At 65.6% G+C, this 22,653-nt stretch carries 21 protein-coding genes; 16 read left to right on the plus strand and 5 right to left on the minus strand.

The window, feature by feature from the left end; genetic code table 11:
* Positions 1-132: 132 nt before the first annotated feature.
* From Q9R31_RS19845 to Q9R31_RS19855, 3 genes are read left to right on the plus strand one after another with little or no spacing between them, the layout of a single operon-like run.
* Entirely contained in the window at positions 133-1,590 is a 1,458-nt protein-coding gene (locus tag Q9R31_RS19845) for a DUF3375 family protein (protein ID WP_311264424.1), read from the plus strand.
* Positions 1,583-2,464: a DUF4194 domain-containing protein gene (locus tag Q9R31_RS19850; protein WP_311264425.1), complete on the plus strand. Its 882-nt coding sequence runs from the start codon at positions 1,583-1,585 to the stop codon at positions 2,462-2,464. The genes Q9R31_RS19845 and Q9R31_RS19850 overlap by 8 nt, the downstream gene beginning before the upstream one ends.
* Positions 2,461-5,934 (plus strand): ATP-binding protein, encoded by a 3,474-nt coding sequence (locus Q9R31_RS19855; protein WP_311264426.1) that lies wholly within the window; start codon positions 2,461-2,463, stop codon positions 5,932-5,934. Before Q9R31_RS19850 ends, Q9R31_RS19855 begins: the two co-directional genes overlap by 4 nt.
* Positions 5,935-5,940: 6 nt before the next feature.
* Here Q9R31_RS19855 and Q9R31_RS19860 read toward each other — a convergent pair whose 3' ends face one another.
* Positions 5,941-6,435 (minus strand): FBP domain-containing protein, encoded by a 495-nt coding sequence (locus Q9R31_RS19860; RefSeq protein ID WP_311264427.1) that lies wholly within the window; start codon positions 6,433-6,435, stop codon positions 5,941-5,943.
* Positions 6,436-6,804: 369 nt separating this feature from the next.
* Between Q9R31_RS19860 and Q9R31_RS19865 the strand changes: the two genes are divergently transcribed.
* The 7 genes from Q9R31_RS19865 to Q9R31_RS19895 all read left to right on the plus strand — a co-directional run bounded on the left by Q9R31_RS19865 (position 6,805) and on the right by Q9R31_RS19895 (position 15,449).
* Positions 6,805-7,893: an iron-siderophore ABC transporter substrate-binding protein gene (locus Q9R31_RS19865; protein WP_311264428.1), complete on the plus strand. Its 1,089-nt coding sequence runs from the start codon at positions 6,805-6,807 to the stop codon at positions 7,891-7,893.
* Between the two features lie 10 nt (positions 7,894-7,903).
* Positions 7,904-8,986: an iron ABC transporter permease gene (locus Q9R31_RS19870; RefSeq protein WP_311264429.1), complete on the plus strand. Its 1,083-nt coding sequence runs from the start codon at positions 7,904-7,906 to the stop codon at positions 8,984-8,986.
* Between the two features lie 119 nt (positions 8,987-9,105).
* Positions 9,106-10,083: an iron chelate uptake ABC transporter family permease subunit gene (locus Q9R31_RS19875; protein ID WP_311264443.1), complete on the plus strand. Its 978-nt coding sequence runs from the start codon at positions 9,106-9,108 to the stop codon at positions 10,081-10,083.
* A 1-nt stretch (position 10,084) separates the two neighbouring features.
* Entirely contained in the window at positions 10,085-10,900 is an 816-nt protein-coding gene (locus Q9R31_RS19880) for an ABC transporter ATP-binding protein (protein ID WP_311264430.1), read from the plus strand.
* Positions 10,897-11,982, plus strand: coding sequence for a siderophore-interacting protein (locus Q9R31_RS19885; RefSeq protein ID WP_311264431.1), 1,086 nt, complete (start codon positions 10,897-10,899; stop codon positions 11,980-11,982). Before Q9R31_RS19880 ends, Q9R31_RS19885 begins: the two co-directional genes overlap by 4 nt.
* Positions 11,983-12,213: 231 nt before the next feature.
* Entirely contained in the window at positions 12,214-14,481 is a 2,268-nt protein-coding gene (locus Q9R31_RS19890; protein WP_311264432.1) for a DNRLRE domain-containing protein, read from the plus strand.
* A 125-nt stretch (positions 14,482-14,606) separates the two neighbouring features.
* Positions 14,607-15,449 carry an SGNH/GDSL hydrolase family protein gene (locus Q9R31_RS19895; RefSeq protein WP_311264433.1) on the plus strand — a complete coding sequence of 281 codons (843 nt, stop codon included), beginning with the start codon at positions 14,607-14,609 and terminating at the stop codon, positions 15,447-15,449.
* On the opposite strand, the gene Q9R31_RS19900 is transcribed toward Q9R31_RS19895, so the two are convergent.
* A complete protein-coding gene (locus Q9R31_RS19900) occupies positions 15,446-15,751 on the minus strand; it encodes a YciI family protein (protein ID WP_311264434.1) in 306 nt (101 codons plus the stop codon). The two genes, Q9R31_RS19895 and Q9R31_RS19900, sit on opposite strands and share 4 nt — an antisense overlap.
* A gap of 60 nt (positions 15,752-15,811) precedes the next feature.
* Between Q9R31_RS19900 and Q9R31_RS19905 the strand changes: the two genes are divergently transcribed.
* The 3 genes from Q9R31_RS19905 to Q9R31_RS19915 all read left to right on the plus strand — a co-directional run bounded on the left by Q9R31_RS19905 (position 15,812) and on the right by Q9R31_RS19915 (position 18,410).
* On the plus strand, positions 15,812-16,303 hold the full coding sequence (locus tag Q9R31_RS19905) for a MarR family transcriptional regulator (RefSeq protein WP_311264435.1): 492 nt from the start codon (positions 15,812-15,814) through the stop codon (positions 16,301-16,303).
* Positions 16,304-16,403: 100 nt separating this feature from the next.
* Entirely contained in the window at positions 16,404-17,612 is a 1,209-nt protein-coding gene (locus tag Q9R31_RS19910) for a glycosyltransferase 87 family protein (RefSeq protein ID WP_311264436.1), read from the plus strand.
* A 36-nt stretch (positions 17,613-17,648) separates the two neighbouring features.
* The gene (locus Q9R31_RS19915) at positions 17,649-18,410 is read left to right on the plus strand and encodes an SGNH/GDSL hydrolase family protein (protein WP_311264437.1); all 762 of its coding nucleotides are present in this window, start codon (positions 17,649-17,651) and stop codon (positions 18,408-18,410) included.
* A gap of 27 nt (positions 18,411-18,437) precedes the next feature.
* Here Q9R31_RS19915 and Q9R31_RS19920 read toward each other — a convergent pair whose 3' ends face one another.
* Genes Q9R31_RS19920 through Q9R31_RS19930 form a run of 3 tightly spaced genes read right to left on the minus strand, consistent with a single transcriptional unit; the run spans position 18,438 to position 21,227 of the window.
* Complete coding sequence (locus Q9R31_RS19920; protein ID WP_311264438.1) at positions 18,438-19,259, minus strand: FAD:protein FMN transferase; 822 nt, start codon at positions 19,257-19,259, stop codon at positions 18,438-18,440.
* On the minus strand, positions 19,243-19,758 hold the full coding sequence (locus Q9R31_RS19925) for an FMN-binding protein (protein ID WP_311264439.1): 516 nt from the start codon (positions 19,756-19,758) through the stop codon (positions 19,243-19,245). The genes Q9R31_RS19920 and Q9R31_RS19925 overlap by 17 nt, the downstream gene beginning before the upstream one ends.
* Positions 19,755-21,227 carry a ferredoxin reductase family protein gene (locus Q9R31_RS19930; RefSeq protein WP_311264440.1) on the minus strand — a complete coding sequence of 491 codons (1,473 nt, stop codon included), beginning with the start codon at positions 21,225-21,227 and terminating at the stop codon, positions 19,755-19,757. The genes Q9R31_RS19925 and Q9R31_RS19930 overlap by 4 nt, the downstream gene beginning before the upstream one ends.
* 317 nt (positions 21,228-21,544) lie before the next feature.
* Here Q9R31_RS19930 and rpmB point away from each other — a divergent pair, with 317 nt between their 5' ends.
* From rpmB to rpsN, 3 genes are read left to right on the plus strand one after another with little or no spacing between them, the layout of a single operon-like run.
* Entirely contained in the window at positions 21,545-21,781 is a 237-nt protein-coding gene (rpmB, locus tag Q9R31_RS19935) for a 50S ribosomal protein L28 (protein WP_018763944.1), read from the plus strand.
* Positions 21,781-21,948, plus strand: coding sequence for a 50S ribosomal protein L33 (rpmG, locus tag Q9R31_RS19940; RefSeq protein WP_013602737.1), 168 nt, complete (start codon positions 21,781-21,783; stop codon positions 21,946-21,948). Before rpmB ends, rpmG begins: the two co-directional genes overlap by 1 nt.
* A 2-nt stretch (positions 21,949-21,950) precedes the next feature.
* The gene (gene rpsN, locus Q9R31_RS19945; protein WP_009358853.1) at positions 21,951-22,256 is read left to right on the plus strand and encodes a 30S ribosomal protein S14; all 306 of its coding nucleotides are present in this window, start codon (positions 21,951-21,953) and stop codon (positions 22,254-22,256) included.
* Positions 22,257-22,653 lie beyond the last annotated feature (397 nt).

Consider the following 22,653-nt stretch of genomic DNA (forward strand, 5'->3'; position numbering starts at 1 on the left):
ATTGAAACACTACCGGCAGGTAGGTCACGGAGCGGTCGCGGCGGCCTGCGTTAACCTTGTAGTTGGCAGTTTTCCGGGTCGTCCCCTGCGTCCTGCCCAGCCAGCCCCCGCCCAACAGCCCAAGGAGAGTGCGTGCCCCGCTCCGCCAGGTCATCCGCTGACGCCATCAGCGCCCGGCTCCGGGACCTCGAACTCCTCACCAAAGGCCCCGCGTGGGCCCTGACGCGTTCGGCCCCCTGGGTGATCGCCGTGCTCCAGGCTTCCTTCACCCGCACCCGGCCGCAGGTTCCGCTCGAGGAATTCCATGCCGACGTCGACTCCTTCCTTGAAGAGCTCCGGCGCCAGGACCCGGGGCTGGGAGGAGGGGCCAACGGAAAGGCCTTTGGCGACGAGTGGACGCGGCGGCAGTTCCTGACCCGGCGGAACCAGTCAGGGCAGATCGTCTATGAGGCCACCGAGCCGGCGGCGCGCGTGCTCGCCTTCCTGGACAGCCTCTCCAGTGAGCGGTCCACCCTGAACGGTTCCCGGCTGGGCACCCTGCTGGGGGACGTGGAAAAGCTTGCCAACGAGACGAACCCGGACCAGAGTGCCCGGCTCGAAGCGCTGGAAGAGGAAATCGAAGAGCGGCAGCAGCTGATCCAGGACATCAGCACCGGCGAGTTCGACGGCCTTCTTGACGACGACGAAGCCGTGGAGGCCGCCGGAAACATCCTGGACCTCGCCGCGAGCCTGCCCGCGGACTACAAGAAGATGCGCGACCGGATCGAGGAACTGGTGGGCGAACTGCGCAACCAGATCATCGAGGAGTCGCTGACCAAGGGCGCCACCATGGCCCAGGTCCTGGAGGCGGACAAGCGGCTCCGCCAAAGCCCCGAGGGCAGGACGTTCCGCTCCTTTACCGCCTTCCTGGAGGACCCGCAGCAGCAGCTGAGGTTCCGCTCCGCCATCGGGGAGGTCCTGAGCCGCCAGTTCGCCGACGACCTCTCACCTGACGACCGGGAAACGCTGAAGAACCTCGTGGCCGAGCTCCGCCAACAGCACAGCCAGATCCAGCGCATCTACGGCAAGCTCAGCGAAAGCCTCAACACTTACGTCCAGAGCGACGACTTCCGCCAGTCAGTGAGGCTCCGGCAGGTCCTGCGCGAGGCTGAACAGGCGATCCGTTCCCTCCCGTACGAGCGGGAACGGCCCGGGCTGGTTCCCGGCCCCGTCCTGTACAACGCCGGCTTTGAATCACTGTCCATGGTGAAGCTCTTCGATCCCGACGAGTTCGCGGCACCGCCCCGGCTGGCCGATCCCATCGCCTTCACCGACTCGGACCGGGTGCGCTCGCCCAGGACGGGCAAGGCCAGGCAGGACGTGGTGCGGTCCGCCATGGCCGGGGCTGCGACGCTCGCCGACGCCTGGCAGCAGCTGCCGCCGGAAGAGCAGCACATCAACACCATCCGCGCGCTCCTGTCGGAGGCCCTGCACGCCGGGGCGGACTTCAACCGCAGCGCCTGGGATGGCCTGGACTTCGAACAGATCGACGGCTCCACCCGCAGGGCCTACCTGCCCGTGGTCACGCTCGCAAAGGATTCAGATGACTGAGGAAATCACGGCCGTTGAGCCCATCGACAACCCGGAGGTCGACCCGGTGGTTGAGCCCGTCGAAACCAGGGCGGGGGCGGCATCGGGCGCTGGGTACCCCGGACCAGTCTCCCCCCGCGACACCTTCGTTGACGGCGCTGCCCTCTTCCCCGGCGACACCGGCGTGCTGTCCATGAAGGTGCGCCAGGCCCTGGTCAAGCTCCTGAAGGGCCCGTACATCGACGGCGGCCGGGACGAAAAGCTCTGGACGGTGCTGCTGGACAACCAGGTGATCCTGCGCAGCCGCCTCTCCGAGTTGTTCCTGACGCTTCAGCTGGACCATGAGCGGAAAATCGCGGTCCTGCGCCCCGTGGATCCGGACGTCATCGGAGGCAGCGCCCGCTCCAGCATCCTGCGCCAGCAGCGTGCCCTCAGCCGGGTGGAAACCATCGTGCTGCTCCGGCTCCGCCTGCTGCTGGACCGGCACGTCACGGCCCAGACCGATCCCACTATCACCCGCGAGGAAATTGCGGACCTGGTGGCGCACTACCAGCCCGCCGGCCAGCAGGATGCCCTCCGCGACTCGGACGTGGTGACCCGGGCCATCACCAAGCTCCTGGCCCGCCAACTCCTGCTCCCCACAGGACTGGACGACGTCTACGCCATCTCCAACGCCCTGCCCCTGGCCCTGCCGTTCGAAAACATCGGAGACATCCCGGCCCACATCGAAGCCCTGGTGGCGGCAAGCAGTGATCCCACCGGTACCGAGGCAATGATTGACCTGGACGCGGACAGTGGTGCCGAGGATGACGACGCCGATGCCGCCCCCGGTGACGGACGAAAAGACGCATCGGCTGCGGAGTCAAAGGCAACAAAGACTGAGGTGACCAAGTGACTATCGCAAGCATGCTCCCGTGGGGCGATGTAACCAACCCCGGCCAAATGCGGCTTGCGTTGGTGCAGGTGGTCAACTGGGGGACGTTCCACGGTGCCCACACTATGCACGTGGACCGGAACGGAACACTGCTGACCGGCAACTCGGGCGTCGGCAAGTCCACGCTGTTTGACGCGATGCTGAGGGTCTTCGATGCGCGGCCGCGGTCCAATGAGGCGGCTGCCCAGCGTTCGGGCGGTGCCGTGGAGGACAAACGGACCACGTTCACCTACATGCGCGGCAAGGTGGGGGACAAGGCGGTGGGGGAGGGCTCGGCGAGTGCCTTCCAGCGCCCGGGTGCCACCTGGTCCGCCGTCGCCCTGACGTTCGACAACGCCGCCGGAACTCGAGTGACCGTGTCAGCGCTGTTCGACCTGCCCAAGAACGGGACGGAGTCGAGCGTGGGCCGGTTCTACCTGATCGACAACGTGCCGCTGGACCTGGAAGCGGTGGAGGGCATCGCCGACAAGCGGTTCACCAAGGGGACGCTTGAGGCGATCTTCCCGCACGCCCAGGTCTTCGACGTGCACAAGGCGTTCGCGGAGCGGTTCCGCCGGTTGCTGGGGATCAACTCGGACCAGGCACTGCCCCTGCTCCGCGTGATCCAGGCCGGCAAGGGGCTGGGCGGCAGCGTCAACACCTTCTTCCGGGACCAGGTGCTGGATGCGCCGGCAACGCTGGCCGCCGCCGATGACGTGGTGGAGGAGTTCAGCAACCTGATGTCCATCCGCCAGAGGCTGGAGGATGTCCGGCAGCAGCGCGACCAGTTGGCGCCGGTGCCGGGACTGAACCGCGAATATGCGCAGTCGCTGCTGGACGCCAACCGGTTGCGGGAGCTGGTGGGCGGGGAGTTCGAGGCGTACCGGCAGCAGCTCGCCGTCACGGTGCACCAGAAGACGTTGCTCCGTTTCCGTGAGCTGGCGCAGGCGAAGGCCAAGGAGCTCGGCGCCGAGCGCGCGGTCCGGGACAACCTGGCCAAGGAACTTCGGCAGCTGGAAACCGACTACAACAACCAGGGCGGCAACGCGATCTCGGCGATTGAGCAGTCGCTGGAGAATGCCCGGGTTGGCCTGAAGCTGCGTCGGCAGGTTGAGGAGGCGGCGCAGCAGGCGCTGGCCGACGCCGGGCTGCAGCTTGAGTGGAGCGCCGCCGGCTGGGAGCAGGCCCACGAGCAGGCGGCGGCACGGTCGGCCGAGCTGAAGGATGATTCGCAGGCCCTGCAGGAGCTGCGGTTCGAGGCCTTCGACGCCCACGCCACCCGCAAACGGGAGCTGGCGGCTGCCGAGCAGGAACTCGTCTCGTTGAAGACGCGCAAGTCCCTGCTGCCGCCGTCGAGCATTGAAAACCGGGCCGCCATCGCCGCTGCCACCGGCATTCCCGAAGACCGGATGCCCTTCGCCGGCGAACTCATGGACCTTGCGGAAGGCGAGGAACGGTGGCGTCCCGCCGCCGAGCGCGCGCTCCGCAGCCTGGCCACCACCCTGCTGGTGCCCGGGGAGCACTTCGGCGCCGTGACCCGCTACCTCAATGACCACAACGTCCGCGGCGCGCTGCGGGCAGTGGACGTGTCCAAGCCGCTCGCCGGCGGCGCGCTCGCCGTGGAGGACGTGCGCGACGGCGACCTGCTCACCAAGCTGGACATCCTCGCCTCAGGTGCGGCGGCCGAAGCCGGTGAATGGGTCCGCGAGCGGATCGCCCTCGACTTCGCCTACCAGTGCGTGGAGGACCCGGACGAGCTCGCGGCGCTGGACAAGGGCCTGAGCCTGGGCGGCGTGGTCAAACGAAACCGGCACACCGTGGAGAAAGACGACCGCTTCACCAGCCGCCAGGACTACGTCCTGGGCTTCGACAACGCCGCCAAGCTGGAACTCGTGGCCGGCCAGGTGGAGGACCTCCGGCAGGAAGTGGCCAAGGCCGCGGAACTGGCCCAGAGCCGCGAGGATTCCCACCAGGGCATGAGCCGCCAGCTCGACGCGCTGCGGCGGATTGCCGAAGACGACCGGCCCTGGGAACAGGTGTCTGCTGCCGTCGCTGCGGAGGAGCTCATCCGGATCGAACAACGGCTCAAGGACGCCCTCGCAGCGCAGGCGGACCTGGAGCCGCTGCGCGCTACCATCGAGGAGGTCCGGCAAAAGCACCAGTCCAGCACCGAGTCCGCCGCGGTCCTGCAAAGTGAATACAAGGCACTGGACCGCCAGCTCACGGCTGCGGACTCGCTGCTGGAAGCCGCGCGTGACCGCCTGGCCCAGGCCCCGCCGTCGGACGCAACTGTGAGGACGCTGGAGCCGTACTTCGCGGAGTTCGGCGACGTGACCGAAATGCACGAGCTGGACAACCTGGCCAACCGGGTCCGGACCGCCCTGCTGGGCGAACTGCACACCGCTGAATCACGGGGGCAGGCCACGGCGGAGCGGCTCACCCGCATCTTCGAAGGCTTCGTGCGGGATTGGGGCAGCGCCATCTCGGCGGACCACGGTACCAGTATCGGTGCGGCGGGCGAGTTCGAGGCGCGGTACCACGCCATCGTCAATGACGGCCTGCCCGCGCAGGAGGCCGAATTCCGGCAGTTCTTCAACCAGCGCACGCATGAGTCCTTCAGCACCCTGCTGCACCTGCTGGACGAGGAACGCCGCTCCATCACCAGCCGCATCCTGCCCCTCAACGGCATCCTCTCGCAGGTGAACTTCCATGAGGGCAGCTTCCTGGAACTTGACATCAAGCAGACGCTGCCGCCCACCGCCAAGCAGTTCAAGGACGCCATCCAGAACGCTTTGAAGGCCCGCCACACGCGGCCTGCCAGGACGGACGGCTCCAGGGGGGACGGGGCGGACAGCGACGACGGCGAACTCACCGCCCGCTACAAGTCCCTGGAAACCCTGGTCAAGAGGCTTGGATCGCAGGCGCCGGAAGACCGGCGGTGGCGCGCGGAAGTACTCGACGTCCGCGGCCACCTCTTCATCCAGTGCAAGGAACACCGGGAAGTCACCGGCCCGGCTGCAGGACAAAAGAAAGGCGGCGGCAAAAAGACCGAGGTGTTCATGCACGCAGACACCGGCTCCATGTCCGGTGGCGAGCGGCAGCGGTTCACCGCGTTCATCATGGCCGCGGCCCTGAGCTACCAGCTGGGCATTGCCGAGCAGGGGTTCACCACGTACGGCACCGTGATGATGGATGAAGCCTTTGTGCTCGCCTCCGAGGAGTTCGCCGGCGCCGGGATCAAGGCGCTGCACGAATTCGGCTTCCAGCTGCTGCTGGCTGCCCCCGAAAACGTGATCGACCTGTCCCGGCACCTGGGCTCCGTCACCGAGATCCTGCGTGACCGCCGCACCAACCGCTCCGGCGTCCTGACGGCGCCCGTCATCCGCCCGCGTCCGGGGGAAGAGGGGGCCTGGCGGTCCGAGGCGAACCCCGTGGACATCGTCCTGCGGTAACTGCCGCTAGGTGCCCTGAACGCGGGCCAGGAACTGCGCCGTACGGTCCTGCAGACCCTGGATCTGGCGTTTCACGACGAGGGCCGGATCGGGATTGATCTCGTTGGCCGGCGGTTCCTTGCGCACGTTGCCGCAGCACAGGAAGTCCGCGCAGATCAGGGTTCCCACGGTGTTGCCGTTGCGTCCTGACTGCCCCGCCCGCCTGGCGACCCAGAGGAGCACGTCCTCCTTGGAGAACACGTCGCGGCACAGCTCGCACAGCACCGAGCGGTTCTTCCTGGCGCCGCCTTCGGGTGCACGGAGCATGATCCCCGTGAGGCCCTTGGGTCCTGGAACTACCAGGTAACCGCGTAGCGGCATCTTTTCGTCGCGCCATCCCAGGAACTCGAGGGTGTCCCAGTCCAGGGAGTCGAAGTTCCTGGGCAGCGTCAGCTTGGCAGCTTCCGAGCGGCTGGCGTTGACGAAGGACGAACGGATTTGTTGGGGCGTGACTGATTGCATGGCTGAACTTTCGTAAAGAGTGGGCGGCCCGAAGCCGGGCCAGGGGTAACGACGGGAGTCAGTCAGTCTCCGCGGTGCAGGCCAAAGCGGCCACCCCGCTTTCCACGGCAGCGGTGGCCAGCGCGGCCGTCTGCATGCACATTGTTCCCGATGTCCTGTTCCTTTTCAGCGCGCCCGTTCAGCGCTTCCGGTGAATCGCCGCCGGACCGGCAAGGCCATCCTGCCAAATGCCGCGCGTCCTGTCCAAGGATCCGCCGACGAATGTGCCCTTCCTCACATCGGAAGGATTAGGTGACAAAACTGTTGCGTAATGCGGATTTACATAGGTTAGCCTTACTTAAGTTTTCATCAGCCTGATCAAGGAGTCCCGTGACGTCCCCCCTCTTCCCCGTCCCCGTCGCCACCCGCCGGACACTTTTCTCTTCTGCCGGCAAGGCGGCGGCGGTGCTTGCCGCGGCAGCCCTGACACTCTCCGCCTGCAGCACGGGCCCGGCCTCCTCCGCCGCGGACACGGGCAGCCCAAACAGCAACGCCCACTTCCCGGTCACCATCGGGCACGTGTACGGCCAAACCACCATTGAGAAGCAGCCCACGCGGGTGGCGACGGTTTCATGGGTGAACGACGACGTCGCCATCGCCCTGGGCGTGGTGCCGGTGGGCGTCCCCAAGAACGAGTGGGGCGGCAATGACAAGGGGTCCACTCCTTGGAAGGACGCGGCGCTCGAAAGGCTGGGCGCCGGATTCGGTTCGGCCAAGGCGCCAGTCCAGTACTCGGAGGCGGACGGCATCAACTTCACCGAAATCGCCAAGCTCAGCCCGGACGTCATCCTCGCCGCCTACTCGGGCCTCACCGAGGAGGACTACAGGAAGCTCAGCGAAATCGCCCCTGTGGTTGCCCACCCGGACGTGGCCTACGGAACCTCGTGGCAGGACTCCACCACCATCATCGGCAAGGCCCTGGGCAAGGAAGCGGAGGCCGCCAAGCTGGTTTCCGACACCCAGGCCGCGGTGAAGGACAAGGTCTCCCAGTACCCGCAGATCCAGGGTAAAAGCTTCATCTACGGCAACCTGGAGCCCGCCAAGGGTGACGGCGTCAACGTCTACACGGCCAATGACAACCGTCCCCGCTTCCTCACCGAAATTGGCATGACCCTCGCCCCGGTGGTCGCAGACAACGCCAAGGGCTCCAAGGAGTTCTACCTTCCGTGGTCCGCTGAGAAGGCGAACGAGCTGCAGTCGGACATCTTCGTCACCTGGGTTCCCGACGCCTCCACCACGGAGGCCATCAAGGCTGATCCGCTGCTCGGGCAGATCCCGGCCATCAGAAACGGCGCATTGGTTGCCGACTCGGACAACACCCTGACCCTGTCCATCTCGGCATCGTCGCCGCTGAGCCTGCCGTGGTCCCTGGACACGTTCCTGCCGCAGCTGGCCACCGCAGCGGATGCAGTGAAGTAGGCACCGCTTCATGAGTACGACGACGGCACGCCCGGCCGCCGGCAAAGGCACCCAGGTGCCGGCCGAAGCAGCCGCTGCTCCCCTCCGCGGTGATGCCCCGGGAACGAAGCGCACCGCCTGGCTGGCGGCCGCCGTCGTCGTGCTGGTTCTGGTGGCCGGGGCATCGCTGGCTGTGGGCGCGCGGGAGGTTCCCCTTGGCACCGTATGGCAAGCCCTCACCGCGTTCGATCCCACCAACGGTGACCACGCCGTGGTCCATGCCCGTATTCCGCGCACGGTCCTGGGCCTGCTGGCTGGTGGCGCCCTGGGCCTGGCCGGGGCCGCGATGCAGGGAGTCGCCCGCAATCCGCTGGCCGATCCCGGCATCATTGGCGTCAATGCCGGAGCTGCCCTGGCCGTCGTCAGCGGAATCTACGTCTTCGGCGTGGCGGGCTTCTCCGGCTACGTCTGGTTCGCCTTTCTCGGGGCCACCGCCACCGCCGTCGTGGTGTACCTCATCGCCTCGATGGGCAGGGAGGGTGCCACTCCGGTGAAGCTCGCGCTCGCGGGAGCCGCGCTCAGCGCTGGCCTGTCCTCGCTCATGAACGTCATCCTGGTCTCCAGCCAGGACACCCTGGACAGGTTCCGCTTCTGGCAGGTGGGCGGCATCGCCGGCCGCGACTGGACCGTGCTCCTCCCCGGCCTGCCGTTCCTGGCCGCCGGCGCACTCATCGTGCTGCTGGCCGGCCGGACCCTCAACGGACTGGCCCTGGGGGACGACGTTGCCCGGGGACTTGGCCAGCGGGTTGGGCTTTCCCGCGCCGCGGTGGCCCTCGGCATCGTCCTGCTGTGCGGCACGGCCACCGCGCTGGCGGGACCCATCGGCTTCGTGGGCCTGGTGGTACCGCATGCCGTGCGTTTCCTCACCGGACCCGACTACCGCTGGATCCTGCCCTTTACCCTGGTGGCGGCTCCGGTCCTGCTCCTGGGCGCCGACATCCTTGGCCGGGTGGTGCTGCTCCCGGGCGAAGTCCCGGCCGGCATCATGACCGCCCTGGTCGGTGCGCCGGTGTTCGTGTGGCTGATCCGCCGCGGAAAGGGGGCCGGGCTGTGACCCTCTCCCAAGCTCCCCGCGAGATGGCACTTAACGGCAGTCCTACGCGGAAACGTTGGGGTTATCTGCCATCTCGCGGAGGCGGCCGGACGGTGGTCCTGGCCGCCGGCGTCGTGGTGATGTTCTTCGTGTCCGTTTTGCTGGGCAGCTACACGGTGACCATCCCGGACTTCTTCACCATCGTCGTCAACCACCTGGGTGGCGGCCCAAAGATTCCGGGCGCGAGCTTCATCGTGATGGAGAACAAACTTCCCCGTGCCGTCATCGGCACCATGATCGGGATCGCCTTCGGACTGGCCGGCGCCCTGTTCCAGACCATGCTGCGGAACCCGCTGGCCAGCCCCGACGTCATCGGCATCAGCTCCGGTGCCAGCGCGGCGGCGGTGATTGCGATCGTCATTTTCGGCGCCTCCGGAGCGGTGGTGTCCGGGGCGGCACTGGTGGGTGCGCTGGCCGTGGCGGCCCTGATCTACGCGATCTCCAGCGGCGGGGCGACCCGGGGGACGGGGCGGGGAATCTCCGCCGGGAACCGCCTGGTCCTTGCCGGAATCGGGATCGCTGCCGTCCTGCACGCCGTGGTCAGCTTCCTGATGACCCGCGCCGACATCCGCACTGCCGCCGACGTCCTGGTCTGGCTCAACGGATCCCTGAATTCGGCCAACTGGGACCGCGCCGGAGTCCTGTTCCTTGCGCTCGTGCTGCTGGTTCCCGCCGCCGCGCTCGCCGCCGGTCCGCTGCGCATCCTGGAACTGGGCGAGGATGCAGCGGCCGGGCTGGGCGTCCGCGTCAACGCCGCGCGCTTTGCCCTGGTACTCATCGCGGTAGCGCTGGCAGCAGTGGCGACGGCGGCTGCCGGGCCAGTCTCGTTCGTCGCCTTCCTGGCCGGGCCCATCGCCCGCCGCTTCGCGGGCAAGGCCAGCCTGCCGGCGTCGGCCCTGGTGGGTGCCCTGATCGTCCTGGCGGCGGACTACGCCGCCGCGAACCTCGCACCACTGTTCCTGGACGGCACCGTCCTGCCGGTGGGTGTGGTCACCGGCGCGCTCGGCGCCCCATTCCTGCTGTGGCTCCTGGTCACAGCCAACCGAAAGGATGCCTGACGTGGCAGTTCTCGAAGCCCAGGACCTGACGCTCACCTACGGCCAGCGCTGCGTGGTGGACGGTCTCACCGTCCGGATTCCCGAGGGCAGGGTGACCATGATTGTGGGTGCCAACGCCTGCGGAAAATCCACATTGCTCCGCGGACTGTCCCGGCTCCTGAAGCCCTCCGGCGGCGCCGTGACCCTGGACGGCAAGGACATCCACGCCCGTCCCGCCCGGGAACTGGCCCGCACCCTTGGTCTGCTTCCCCAGCACCCCACCGCCCCGGACGGCATCACAGTCCGCGACCTGGTGGGGCGCGGGCGGTACCCGCACCAGGGCCTCTTCCGCAGCTGGAGCGGGAAGGACGACGACGCCGTGCAGCGCGCGCTGGAAGCCACCGGAACGCTGGACCTGGCCGGGCGCGACGTGGACGAACTGTCCGGCGGCCAGCGGCAGCGGGTCTGGATTGCGATGGCCCTCGCCCAGGAAACCGACGTCCTGCTGCTGGACGAGCCCACCACCTACCTGGACCTGGCCCATCAGGTGGAGGTCCTGGACCTGGTAACGGACCTCAACCGCACGCAGGGCACCACCGTGGCCATCGTCCTGCACGACCTCAACCTGGCCGCACGCTATGCGGACAACGTCATCGCCATGAAGGACGGCGCCGTGGCGGCAGCGGGGTCACCCCTCGAGGTGGTGACGGAAGAACTGGTCCGCGACGTCTTCGGCCTGGAGAGTCGCGTCATCCCGGACCCCGTCTCGGCCACCCCACTGATCATTCCCATTGGCCGCCACCACACCCCAGCCAACGAACTGGAGCTCGCCTCATGAAGACCCGCGACACCGCCCCCTCCCAGCAGACAAATGCCGTGCCGGCAAGCACCCAGCCGATGAGTCTCGCCTTCGAGGTGACCGTCTCCTCCGTCAAGAAGCTCAGCCCCAGCTTCCGCAGGATCACGTTCGGAGGCTACTCACTGCGGGACTTCGGCGTCCACGGCGATACCTTGGACCTCCGGATCAAGCTCCTGATTCCGTCCCTGGCCCCGGACGGCTCACAGCTGCCGCTGCCGGCCTTCCGGACGAGCCAGGCCGGGTGGTACCGGGACTGGCTGGCCATGGACCCGGCGGTGCGCGGCTCGATGCGCACCTACACGGTCCGGGAGGCACGGCTGGACGGGGTGTACCCGGAGATCGACGTCGACTTCGTGATGCACCTCGATGGGCCGGACACCGATGGCCCGGACAACACTGGGCCCGCCGCGACGTGGGCCCTGAACGCCAAGCCTGGCGACGCCCTCACCATCATTGGCCCCAACAACAGGGCCGCGCACTGCATCACCGCGGAGACCTACTCCGGCATCGAATGGCGGCCCGGCCTGGCCCAGCGCATCCTGCTTGCCGGCGACGAAACGGCAGTCCCCGCCATCTCCGCCATCCTCGAAACGCTCCCGCCATACATGAGCGGACACGCCTTCCTGGAGGTTCCCCAGGCCGGCGACTTCCTGGAGCTGACCTCGCCGGCGGACATCGAAATCACGTGGCTGGCGCGCGGCGCCGCCATCGGCCGCTCCCGGCCGCAGGGCCAACTGCTGCAGGAAGCCGTGCGCAAAGCCGTCCCCGAGCCCGGCTGGGTGGGCATCAGAGCGGACGACGGCGGCGCGGGGCCCGAGCCCGAAGACGTCAACGTGGACACGGACATCCTTTGGGAAACGCCCGCCCGGCTGGAAACCGCCGACATCAGCGCCGCCAAGAACCCCGGAATGCCCGCAGGTGCCATGCCCTTCTACGCCTGGATCGCCGGGGAAGCAGCCGTCATCAAGGACCTGCGGCGCTACCTGGTGCGCGATGTCGGGATGGACCGGAAGCAGGTGGCCTTCATGGGTTACTGGCGGCAGGGCAAAGCCGAAGGGTAACCCCGCCCTCCCGCAACGCCCGCTCACCTTTCGCAGCTTTTTCCTGCAACGCCCGCTCACTTTTGGCGGGCCCAAATCAGACGCCCGCTCACGTACTGTTCATCCGGCCGGTTACTGGGTCTGCGGGTAACACAGATTCTCAAGAATTTCCACGCCTGTTAATTGCTTTGTCACGGGGTATGACAAGGGTAAGCTTCGGATATTTCAACTGGAACATTAAGGTCTCATTCCATGAAAAATATCCTGCGGCCGGCCATCTCTGCCCTGACATTTTTAGTCATGCTCGCCTCGCTCGCCATAGTGGGCAGCGTGGCGAACGCGGTGGGAGCACTGACATTCGCTCCGATCGCCGACAGTTACGTTCAGGCCGACCGGCCAACGGAGAACTTCGGAACCAGCGTCCGGTGGTCCACCGAGGGCCGGACAAGCATCTCGCGGAACAGCCTGCTGCGGTTCAACGTCCAGGTCCCCGCCGGGGAACACATCGTCTCGGCAAAGCTCCGCGCGTACTCGGAGGCGGCGGCAACATCGACTGAGTTTGTGGACGCCTACACCACGAGCGGCACATGGACGGAAACGGGCGTGACTTGGAACAACGCGCCGGCGCGTGGGACCTGGCTGGGCAAGACCGGCGGGTTCGCCTCGGGGGCCTGGGTGGAATGGGACGTTACCAAGGGTGTCACGCCGACCGGCGGTGAGCAGAACTTCAGATTGGAATCCAGCGCGCAGAAGTGGCTGGGCTTCAAATCGAACCAGACCCTGGACGCCGCGCTGCGCCCAAAGCTGGTGGTCACCACCGCGGCTGACGCAGTGGTGACAAACCCCACCCCGACGCCAACCCCCACCCCGACCCTCACGCCCGCGCCCACTGATCCGGGCGGGGTCCAGGCTGCTACAACCCAGAACTGGGGCGCACCCGTCGCCGGGGACGAGTTCAACTACACCGGAGCCCCGGACGCAACCAAATGGAGCGTGTACAACAGCGCAGGACACGCCGGCAAGGGCATCCGCAGCCCGGGGCAGGTAAAAGTCGACGGCTCCAAAATGGTCATGAACGGAACACCGGACGGGACCACCGCCGGCATGTCCGCGAAGTTCGCCCGCCAGAAGTACGGGCGGTGGGAGGTCCGCGCCGCCGGGTCGGGCGACAACGAGTACCACATGGTTTCGATCCTGTGGCCGGACAGCGGGAACTGGCCTTGCGACGGCGAAGTGGATTACGCGGAAACATCCGGTGACTGGAACGTGATCAAGTTCTTCCAGCACTTCTCCTGCAGCAACTCCCAGACCCGGGCCAGCAAGACGCTGGACGTTTCCCAGTTCCACAACTACGCAGTGGACTGGTCCCCCGCCGGGATGGTCGGGTATGTGGATGGCGAGAAGTGGTTCGAGGACAGCGACCCGACCCATCAGCCGCCAGGCAGCATGCATCAGACGCTGCAGCTGGATTGGTTCCCGGATTCCACCGCTGACGGTGCTGGGGAAATGCGCGTGGACTGGGTACGTGTTTACCCGGCAGCAGGCGCGACGAGCCCGAGTCCGACGCCGACCTCGAGCCCTGCCCCCACCCCGACGCCCACTCCAACCCCGACTTCGAGCCCAACCCCTACCACTCCGCCGTCGGGTGATTCTTTCGAGTTCGCCGCCGTTGGCGACATGAACCCTTCCGGAAATACGTCGACGAGCTCGGCGTCCGGTAAGAACGCTGCCAGCATCATCGGCGGCCTCAACGATGGTTCGTTGGATAATTTCCTCGCTATCGGCGACTTCCAGTACGACAAGGGGACCTGCTCAACGCTCGCGGCGTGGAACACGCTGTGGGGCGGTTTGAAGGCCAAAACCTACTGGACCACGGGGCCGAACCACGACCTGGAGCCGGGTGTGAACGATGACGTGGACCGGTTCATGGACGGACAATGCGTGAACACCACCAAGTCCGCTACCAGCACCACTTTGGGCCGGTTCCAGGATGCGATGGAGTGGTATTCGTTCGATAAGGGCAACTGGCATATTCTGGTGGCGCCTACGGCAGCGTGGCGGTTCAACGTGTCGCGCGCGCAGGCTATGACCGCCGAAATGGACGCTGACTTGAAGGCGGCTAAGACGGCAGGGAAGCATCTGGCCGCCGTCTACCATGACCCCTATTTCACGTCCAACACATCGAGCCACACCCGCTTCACCCAGGCGAAGCCTTGGATCGACATGTTCTGGAACAACCGGGTGAAAGTGTTGCTGTCCGGCTCCCAGCACAACTATGAGCGCACCTGCCCGGTGAACAACGCGGATCAATGCGTACCGGACGGCATGCAGCAGTTCCAGGTCTCCACTGGCGGCATTGGTCTGCGCTCGTTCGCCAGCGACCCGGCCTACATCCAGCGGAAGTTCAGCGACACGTGGGGCCACCTGAGGATGAGTTTGAAAGCGGACGGCTCCTACACCTGGGAGTTCCGTCCGGTCCACGGAGGCATGCAGACGGACAGCGGATCCCGGACGCCATGATTGGAAGCGGCCAGCCGTGGCAATTGCATTTTGTGCGGCTGGCCCCTTCCCAAGCTGAACTCCCACTCACTTACTGTTCATCCCGGCGTCGTCCTTGATTTTCTTTGCCCCGCTACCTTGGGGCGGTGCCTGAATCCTTCCTTCCTGACTCCGGGCGGCGGGTGTTCGTTGCCCTTGGCGACTCCTTCACCGAAGGGGTGGGGGACCGGGATGAGCGGCTGCCCAACGGCGTGCGCGGGTGGGCTGATCGGGTGGCGGAGAAACTCGCCAAGGCGCAGCCGGGCTGGAAGTACGCCAACCTGGCCATCAGGAGCAAGCGGCTGCGGCACATCATCGACGAGCAGCTGGAGCCGGCGCTGCGGATGCGGCCAACGCTGGTCACCCTCTACGCCGGCGGAAACGACATCCTGGACCTGAAAACCGATATGGCAGCGCTGATGGCGGACTACGAACTGCTTGTTGCCCAACTCGCCGGCACCGGCGCCACGGTGGTTCTCTTCACCGGCTTCGATGTCAAGGTTTCCGCACTCCTGGAGCCGTTGAAGAAACGTAACACCTACTACAACCAGCGGGTGCGGGACATTGCGAAGAAGTACGGGGCAGTGCTGGTGGACTACTGGTGCCTGGACGCCTTCCACGACCGCAGGATGTGGGACTCTGACCGGCTCCACATGTCCAAGGCCGGGCACAAGTACCTGGCCGGCCAGGTGCTGGACCAGCTGGACGTGCCGCACAGGATCAAGCCCCGGGACTGGGAGCCGCCAACCAGGGTGGGCCTGCGCGAATGGGAGCGGCGCCAGCGGCGCTGGGTCCACGACTGGGTGCTGCCGCTCTTTGGCCGCAAGCTCCGCGGCGTCACGCTCGGGGATACGCTCAGCCCGCGCTGGCCTGAGCCGGTAAAGGTCCCACGGAAGGGCGGGCTGAAGAAGCTCACCGCGGGATTGTCCGACGGCGGCATCACGCCTTAGCTGGTTTGCGCGGGCGGGGTGTCCAGCAGGTTTTCGAACCCCGCGGCGACCCGTCCGGCGTGGAACTCCAGCACTTCAAAGTCGGCGACGCCGTTGATGTAAAACGGGTCCTGCGCCAGGCTCGCGTCCAGGACTTCCCGTTCGGCCTGCGAAAGCAGCAACCCTCCGGTGCGGGGAATCTTGCGGCCGGCGGCAATGAAGACGCCGTCGTCGAAAGCCTTCTGCAGCCAGGCGATATGGGCGTCGTTATGGAAGTCGACGATCTCCTGCGGCACACGGTAGGTGAGGGAGACAACATACATGGGGCAAGCCTACCGGTGCCGCATCAAGCTACTTGAAAGATCAATCGTAGAATGGGGGCCATGACCGAACCCCGCTGGCTCACCGCAGACGAACGCCGCGCCTGGCTGGCGCTGGTGAGCATCAATACGCTGCTGCCCGCGGCCCTCGATACCAGGCTGCACGCCGCGGGGAAGCTGTCCCTCTTCGACTACACGGTCCTGGCCATGCTGTCCGAGGCGGAGGGCCGGTTCCTGCCCATGAGCGAGCTCGCCGCCCGCAGCAGCGCTTCGCTGTCCCGCCTGTCGCATGTGGTGACCAAGCTGCAGAAGCGCGGCTGGGTGGAGCGGCGTCCGCACCCCTCCGACGCGCGCGTCACCACCGCGCACCTCACAGAGGAAGGCATGGCCACCATTGTTGGCTTGGCCCCGGGCCACGTTGAGGACGTCCGAGACCTTTTCCTCGATGCCCTGACGGAGCAGGATGTACTGGACCTGGCCCGGATCGGCGAAAAAGTGGTGGGACGCCTGGACAAGGACCACTGGATCCTGCGCGAAACCCAGAGCGACGCCTAATACAGCCCTCAGCTTCAAGTACTTTTAAATCAAGTAGAAAGCCCTCATGGATATCACACGGTCCAGCGCTGAAATATTTTTGTCTCGAAATAGGACGATAATGGCTGTATTCGCGGCCGTGCACATCCTTTTCTTAATGCTTTTATTGCCGGACATCATGGCCGCACGCGTGTATGGCGACGTTGATCTTTACCGCCAATGGGCTTTTCTGGGACGTAGCGAGGGTGTCTGGCAGGGGATTGATGTCCCTTGGGTTTATCCAATTGGGGCAATGCTCCCGATGCTGGCTGCTGGTATTTTTGGCTACAAGTTATATATGTTCGGCTGGTTCTTCCTGTGCACTTTGTTGAACGCGCTGGCACTCCTGATGTTGAAGGGCAGCCGGAGGTTGCGGTACGGATGGCAGGCTGCGTACTTGTGGGTCTTACTCATCGCAATCTTGGGTCCTCTGGTGTTTTCGCGAGTGGACGGGATTTCAGCCCCGCTCGTTGTTGTTGGCCTCGTGTTGGCGTCAGAACGCCCTGCATTAGCGTCGGCTCTGTTGTCACTTGCGACGTGGATCAAGGTATGGCCAGCTGCAGTAATCCTGGCTTTAGTGCTGGCGAGCAAAGCTCGCATGCAGGTCCTCCTGGCTGGAATCGCAGTCTCTGCCTCCATGATTGGGTGTGTGCTGGCCGGAGGTGGCGCCCAGAATCTGCTGGGTTTTATTAAGGCCCAAGGTGAGCGCGGAATGCAGCTTGAAGCACCCTTCACAACGCCCGGACTGTGGCAGGCGGTCCTTGGCTTAGGCACGAGAGTTCATGCGAATACCGAGATTGTGACAATGGAAATCAAGGGGTCCCTCTCCGACTTTGTTGGCACCCTCATGAATCCTCTGCTGTGTCTCAGTCTGGCGCTGGTAAGTCTCCTAATTGTGGCGGGAGTAAAGAGAGGCGCGGATCGTCGGGAGCTTTTAGTGGTGGGTGCCCTCGCGCTTGTCTCGGCAATGGTCGTATTCAACAAGGTTGGATCACCCCAATTCATGATATGGCTGGTTGCGGTGACTTGTGTCGGAGTAGCCGTGTATGGCCGGCTCTGGGCGGTTCCCGCCATGGCAATGCTTGTCATTGCTATTTTCACAACACTTGTCTATCCCATCCTTTACGTACAGCTTTATGCTGCCCTTAATCCCGGCGTCGCCCTACTCCTCACGGTGCGAAACGCTCTTGTCTTCACTCTCTTCTGCTGGGCCTTGCTGAAGCTGGTGGGCATTATCCGAGTGGACAGTGGTGCTGATCCCAGCCGAAGTGGCGTTGCAATCCGACACTGATTGGTTGCTTCCGGCAACGGATGGCAAACTAACCGCATGGATTTCACTTCCCGGTTCGTAGCCCTTGGCGACTCATTCACCGAAGGCGTCGGCGACGACGACCCCACACGCCCCAACGGCGTCCGCGGCTGGGCGGACCGGGTGGCTGAACAGCTCTGCGCCGCTGATCCGGACTTCGGCTACGCCAACCTGGCCATCCGGGGCCGGAAGCTCCGCCAGATCCTGGCTGAGCAGGTGGACGCCGCCGTCGACCTTCAACCCACGTTGGTGAGCATCTACGCCGGCGCCAATGACATCCTTCGCCCGCGCGTGGACATCGATGACCTCCTGGTGGAGTACAACGACGCCGTCGGGAAGCTGGCTGCCACCGGAGCCACAGTGGTGATGTTCACGGGGTTCGATGCCCGGGGGTCAAAGGTCTTTGGCACCATGCGCGGCCGCACCGCCATCTACAACGAGCTGGTCCGCGGCATCGCGGGCGACCACGGGGCGCTGCTGGTGGATTACTGGCGCTTCAGCGAGTACTACGACTGGGGCATGTGGGCCCACGACCGGATGCACATGTCCGCCGCCGGTCACGCCAACATGGCCAAGCGGGTCCTTGAGGTCCTCAAATATGACCACTCCGTCGACGTCCCGCCCATGTCCCCGGTTCCGGAGTTGAGCGGCGCCGATGCCCTCCGCGCCAACGCCCAGTGGTTCCGCGAGTACGCCGCGCCCTGGGTGGTCCGGCGCGTCACCGGCAAGTCGTCCGGCGACAACCTGCAGCCCAAGTACCCCCAGCTCACCCGGCTGTAGCGGGGCATCGCGGCCGCCGCCCGGGGCTCAGGCAGGCTGGAAAGCCGGCGTCGCCAGCATGGAGCCGTCCGCCCGGATGGCCAGCACGGCAACATCCCAGTGGTCCGCTGCGCGGTCCAGCATCGGCGTTCCGCCGGCAACGATCGCCGTCGCCAGGACATCGGCGGTGACAATGTCCGCGGCGGCCACGGTGACCTGGACAAACTCGGTGCCGTTTCCCACCCGCCAGATGTGCTCCCCGCGTTCGGCGGAGCCGGAGGTGGCGATCGCACTGTGCCGGCTTCTGCCGCCCAGTGCGTAGGCGGTAATCAGAGTTCGGCGGTCTGCCGGGTCCACGATGCCGGCTTTCCAGGGTTCGGTGCTGCCGGGGCGGGGCGAGCCGCTGACCAAGACGTCGCCACCGGCGTTAAGGCACCAATCGTGCAGGCCCAGGGCCAGGAGCGACGTGCCTGCCTCGCGGATGGCATGTCCCTTGATGATCCCCGAAAGGTCCAGCACGCCGTCGGGCCGCTCAGGGGTGAACGCGCTCCCAGTGCGCAGCCGCCATTCATGCGCCTCCGCATACCGCTCGCGCATCTCCTCCGAGGCGCCCCCCAGCGTCAGTTCGCCGCGGGCCAGCCTGCCCGCTTCCGAATCCGGGCGGTAGAGGCTGAATTTTTCGTCCAGGTCGCGGAAAAGACGTTCGACGACGGCGGTGGCGGCGGCGAGCTCTTCAAGCCCTGGCTGCCCTTCCGCAGGGGAGTTCACGGGCAGCGTCAGGCCGATGACCGTACCCATGCATTCAAAGGTGCGCGCCTTCAGGACGGAGCCGCCGGTTACGGCGTTCAGGGGGTTAGAGGTTGGCTGCATCGATGGCTGCCTGGACTGAGGTCAGGTACGCGTCGCTGGTGATGGTTGCGCCGGTGACGGTCTGGACGTCGGCGGACTGCGCCGCGAGGACCTTGCTGCGGAGCAGGGGCGCCGCGCGGTTGCTGATCTGGATGGATTTGCCGTCGGTGTTGGTGAGCTGGAGTGCCGTGACGTCCGTGATCCTCCCGTTGGCCACCGTGATCTGGACCTGCACGGGACCGAACCGCGTCTGCACGGCGGTTCCCTTGTAGGTGCCGGAGGCCGAGGACCCGGTGGAACCCGAAGAGCTGGAGGACCCTGAGGCGCTGGACGAGCCGGAAGCACCCGAACCGGAAGCACCCGACCCGGACGCACCCGCGCCCGTCGAACCCGTGGTGCCTGTCGCCGTCGTACTCGAAGCGACGGTGCTGATGCCGCCTACCTGCGTCCCTGCCTGCCATCCCGCCAGGAGGATCCCGGCGGAGGCCAGGGCTGCTGCGACTGTTCCGCGTATTTTCACCAGTCAAACCTTTCGTGATGAATCTGATCCTCAGGGACGCCGGCCTTCCCCGCATCCGCTATGACATTGGCCGCCCACGCCGCGGGGCCGCAGACATAGACGTCGGCATCCGCGATGTCCGGCACGTAGGAGGTGAGGCTGTAGCCGTTCCGCGCAGCATCCTCGGAAAGCCAGGAGGAGTGGCCGCGGGCACGTGGCCCGGTGAGGTGGAAGAGCCTGGCCCCGCGGGCCTGGCAGAGGTCCAGGACTTCGCGGGCCAGGTAGAGGTCCTGGTCCGTGTGGCCGCGGAGCAGGACAGTCGCCCCGCCCGGAGCGAACGGCGTGGTTTCCAGCAGTGCACGCAGCGGGGTAATGCCGATGCCCGCACCAATCATCACCACATTGTTCCTGGTCCGGGCAGCCGTGCTGAGCATCCCGTAAGGGCCCTCCAAGGCAACTTTGGTTCCCTTTCGCAGCCGGAGGAGCTGGGCCGAACCGTTGCCAAGGTTCCGCACGGTGACCCGCAGCGTCCCCTGCCCGTCAGGGTCATGGACGACGGGTTCGGCGGACAGGCTGAACGGGTGGGGATGCCACCACATTCCCGGGGCCAGGAAGCGCCAGATGAAGAAGCGTCCGCCCGTTCCCGCCAGCTGGTCCAGCTTCCTGCCTCGCATGACGATGTTCACCACGCCCGGCGCCACGGCCTCCACGCGGGCCACGGTCAGCTGGTGCCGTGCCGTGGCCAGGACGGGCTCCAGCACCCGGAAATACACCAGTGCTGTACCGGTGTAGATGCAGATGGCCAGCCAGTACCAGCGCTGCCAGGTGCCTGCCGCGAAGAGGCCGCCCACGCTGAACTGGTGGGGAATCGAGGTTGCCACCGCGGTATAGGTGAGGAGGTGCACCACGTACCAGAACTCGTAGGGAAACCGCCGCCGGACTGCTACCAGAGACGTCACGACGACGGCGATGAACAGCGCCATGGAGACGAACGCCAGCCACATGTGGGGCACCTGCACCCAGAGGTTGATGGACTCGGTGACCGGATCCAGTCCCTCGGCCATGCCATAGCCAACCGCGAGCAGGATGCCGTGTGACAGAAGCAGGTAAAGGGAGGGTTTTCCCAGCTTCCCGTGGAATTCCAGGGCACGGTCGTGGCCGATGGTGCGGTCGATGAAAGGGATTCTCGCGGCCAGCAGGAGCATGAGCAGGACCAGGTCCATGCCGGCCAGCCCTGCAACGATCCCCGCCGCCGTAAACAGCGAGGCTGGCGAGGTGATGTCGGTTACTCCGCCGTCGGCAAGCCAGAGGGCAATAGCGGCGGCAACGGAGGCCCAGGCAATGACTGTCAGGAGGTCTGTCCGCAGCCTGCGCTTCCGGTACTGGCGGGCAAACCAGCCAGGGGCGGGCATCTTCGCTGATGGTGCTGAAAGCTCCGGGCGGCCGGAGCTGCTTGCGGCCGGAGATGCCGGCAGGAGCTGTGTGTTCATGCATCCACGATGCGCGCTAAAACTATGATCCTGCTGTGAAAAAGGCCAACCAGCGGCTGTGATCCTTGGGGGGCGCTTATACACCCTTTGATGCCCGATTGGTCTTTAATTGCGCCAACTCGTAGACTTGGTAGGCGCTAAGTGCGCGGAGCGTGCGCAATTGCTCCGGTTGCCCGGTAATTTTCTCCAGGGTGGCCGGTAGTTAGGGGCTCAAGTTGCGTGACTAACCGTTGCCCTTCTTCATCGTGGGTCGCCCTTAGCAGCATGGTCCAGCAGCAGATATGCGGATCATTACTTTCAATTCTTGAGGAGAAGTCATGGCAGCACACTGCCAAGTGACCGGGGCCGAGCCGGGCTTTGGGCACAGCATTTCGCACTCGCACCGCCGCAACAAGCGCCGGTTCGATCCGAACATTCAGAAGAAGCGCTACTGGGTTCCGTCCCTGCGCCGTAACGTCACGCTGCAGGTTTCTGCGCGTGGCATCAAGACCATCGACGTACGCGGCATCGACGCAGTCGTCGCCGACATTCTGGCTCGTGGGGTGAAGCTCTAGTGGCTAAGGACAAGGACGTACGTCCGATCATCAAGCTCAAGTCGACCGCGGGCACGGGTTACACCTACGTAACCCGCAAGAACCGTCGTAACGATCCGGACCGCATGGTCCTGAAGAAGTACGACCCCAAGATCCGCCAGCACGTCGAATTCCGAGAGGAGCGCTAAACATGGCTAAGAAGTCCAAGATTGCTCGCAACGAGCAGCGCAAGGTCATCGTTGAGCGTTACGCTGCGAAGCGCCTCGAGCTGAAGAAGACCCTGGTTGACGAAAACGCAACCGACGAAGCACGCGAAGCGGCCCGCCTGGGCCTGCAGAAGCTGCCCCGCAACGCGTCCCCGATCCGTCTGCGTAACCGCGACATCATCGACGGCCGCCCCCGCGGTACCTTCCAGAAGTTCGGTATCTCCCGTGTCCGCTTCCGCGACATGGCCCACAAGGGCGAACTTCCGGGCATCACCAAGTCTTCCTGGTAATTCAGCACCGCTGAATCCAGCTGCTTGAGAAGGGCCGGCAACCTCAGGGTTGCCGGCCCTTCTGCTGTCTGCAGGCAGATGCCGCAGGCAGGCTGTGCGCCAGCACACAGAGGGAATTACGACGGCGGGAAGCGGCTTGGGTACCTTCCTGGCCCCGTTCGCCGCGGAATCCCGGGGATTTGCTGCCATCTCACAGCCGGTTTGCGGTGGGCCAAGACTGCGTGTATTGTTTTCTAAGTCGCCGCGGGGGAGACAGTGAAGAACTGATCACCGCGGGTGGCCAAAACCCCAAAATCAAAGCCAGAATCTGGTTGCTCTTTAGGGCGCTGGAAACGGGTGGGGAACGATCTTCCGCCGAAAAAAATCCTGATCATGGATTTGCTTCGGAGTAGGAGTT

The sequence above is a fragment of the Pseudarthrobacter sp. BRE9 genome, from assembly GCF_031844305.1.
In the GTDB taxonomy this organism is placed as follows: Bacteria; Actinomycetota; Actinomycetes; order Actinomycetales; family Micrococcaceae; genus Arthrobacter.

Coding starts and splice junctions, on each gene's coding strand:
- Q9R31_RS19850 (WP_311264425.1), top strand. CDS start 1,583: ATGACTGAGGAAATCACGGCCGTTGAGCCCATCGACAACCCGGAGGTC.
- Q9R31_RS19905 (WP_311264435.1), top strand. CDS start 15,812: ATGACCGAACCCCGCTGGCTCACCGCAGACGAACGCCGCGCCTGGCTG.
- rpsN (WP_009358853.1), top strand. CDS start 21,951: ATGGCTAAGAAGTCCAAGATTGCTCGCAACGAGCAGCGCAAGGTCATC.
- Q9R31_RS19915 (WP_311264437.1), top strand. CDS start 17,649: ATGGATTTCACTTCCCGGTTCGTAGCCCTTGGCGACTCATTCACCGAA.
- Q9R31_RS19870 (WP_311264429.1), top strand. CDS start 7,904: ATGAGTACGACGACGGCACGCCCGGCCGCCGGCAAAGGCACCCAGGTG.
- Q9R31_RS19860 (WP_311264427.1), bottom strand. CDS start 6,435: ATGCAATCAGTCACGCCCCAACAAATCCGTTCGTCCTTCGTCAACGCC.
- rpmB (WP_018763944.1), top strand. CDS start 21,545: ATGGCAGCACACTGCCAAGTGACCGGGGCCGAGCCGGGCTTTGGGCAC.
- Q9R31_RS19875 (WP_311264443.1), top strand. CDS start 9,106: ATGTTCTTCGTGTCCGTTTTGCTGGGCAGCTACACGGTGACCATCCCG.
- Q9R31_RS19910 (WP_311264436.1), top strand. CDS start 16,404: ATGGCTGTATTCGCGGCCGTGCACATCCTTTTCTTAATGCTTTTATTG.
- Q9R31_RS19930 (WP_311264440.1), bottom strand. CDS start 21,227: ATGAACACACAGCTCCTGCCGGCATCTCCGGCCGCAAGCAGCTCCGGC.
- Q9R31_RS19885 (WP_311264431.1), top strand. CDS start 10,897: ATGAAGACCCGCGACACCGCCCCCTCCCAGCAGACAAATGCCGTGCCG.
- Q9R31_RS19920 (WP_311264438.1), bottom strand. CDS start 19,259: ATGCAGCCAACCTCTAACCCCCTGAACGCCGTAACCGGCGGCTCCGTC.
- Q9R31_RS19890 (WP_311264432.1), top strand. CDS start 12,214: ATGAAAAATATCCTGCGGCCGGCCATCTCTGCCCTGACATTTTTAGTC.
- Q9R31_RS19900 (WP_311264434.1), bottom strand. CDS start 15,751: ATGTATGTTGTCTCCCTCACCTACCGTGTGCCGCAGGAGATCGTCGAC.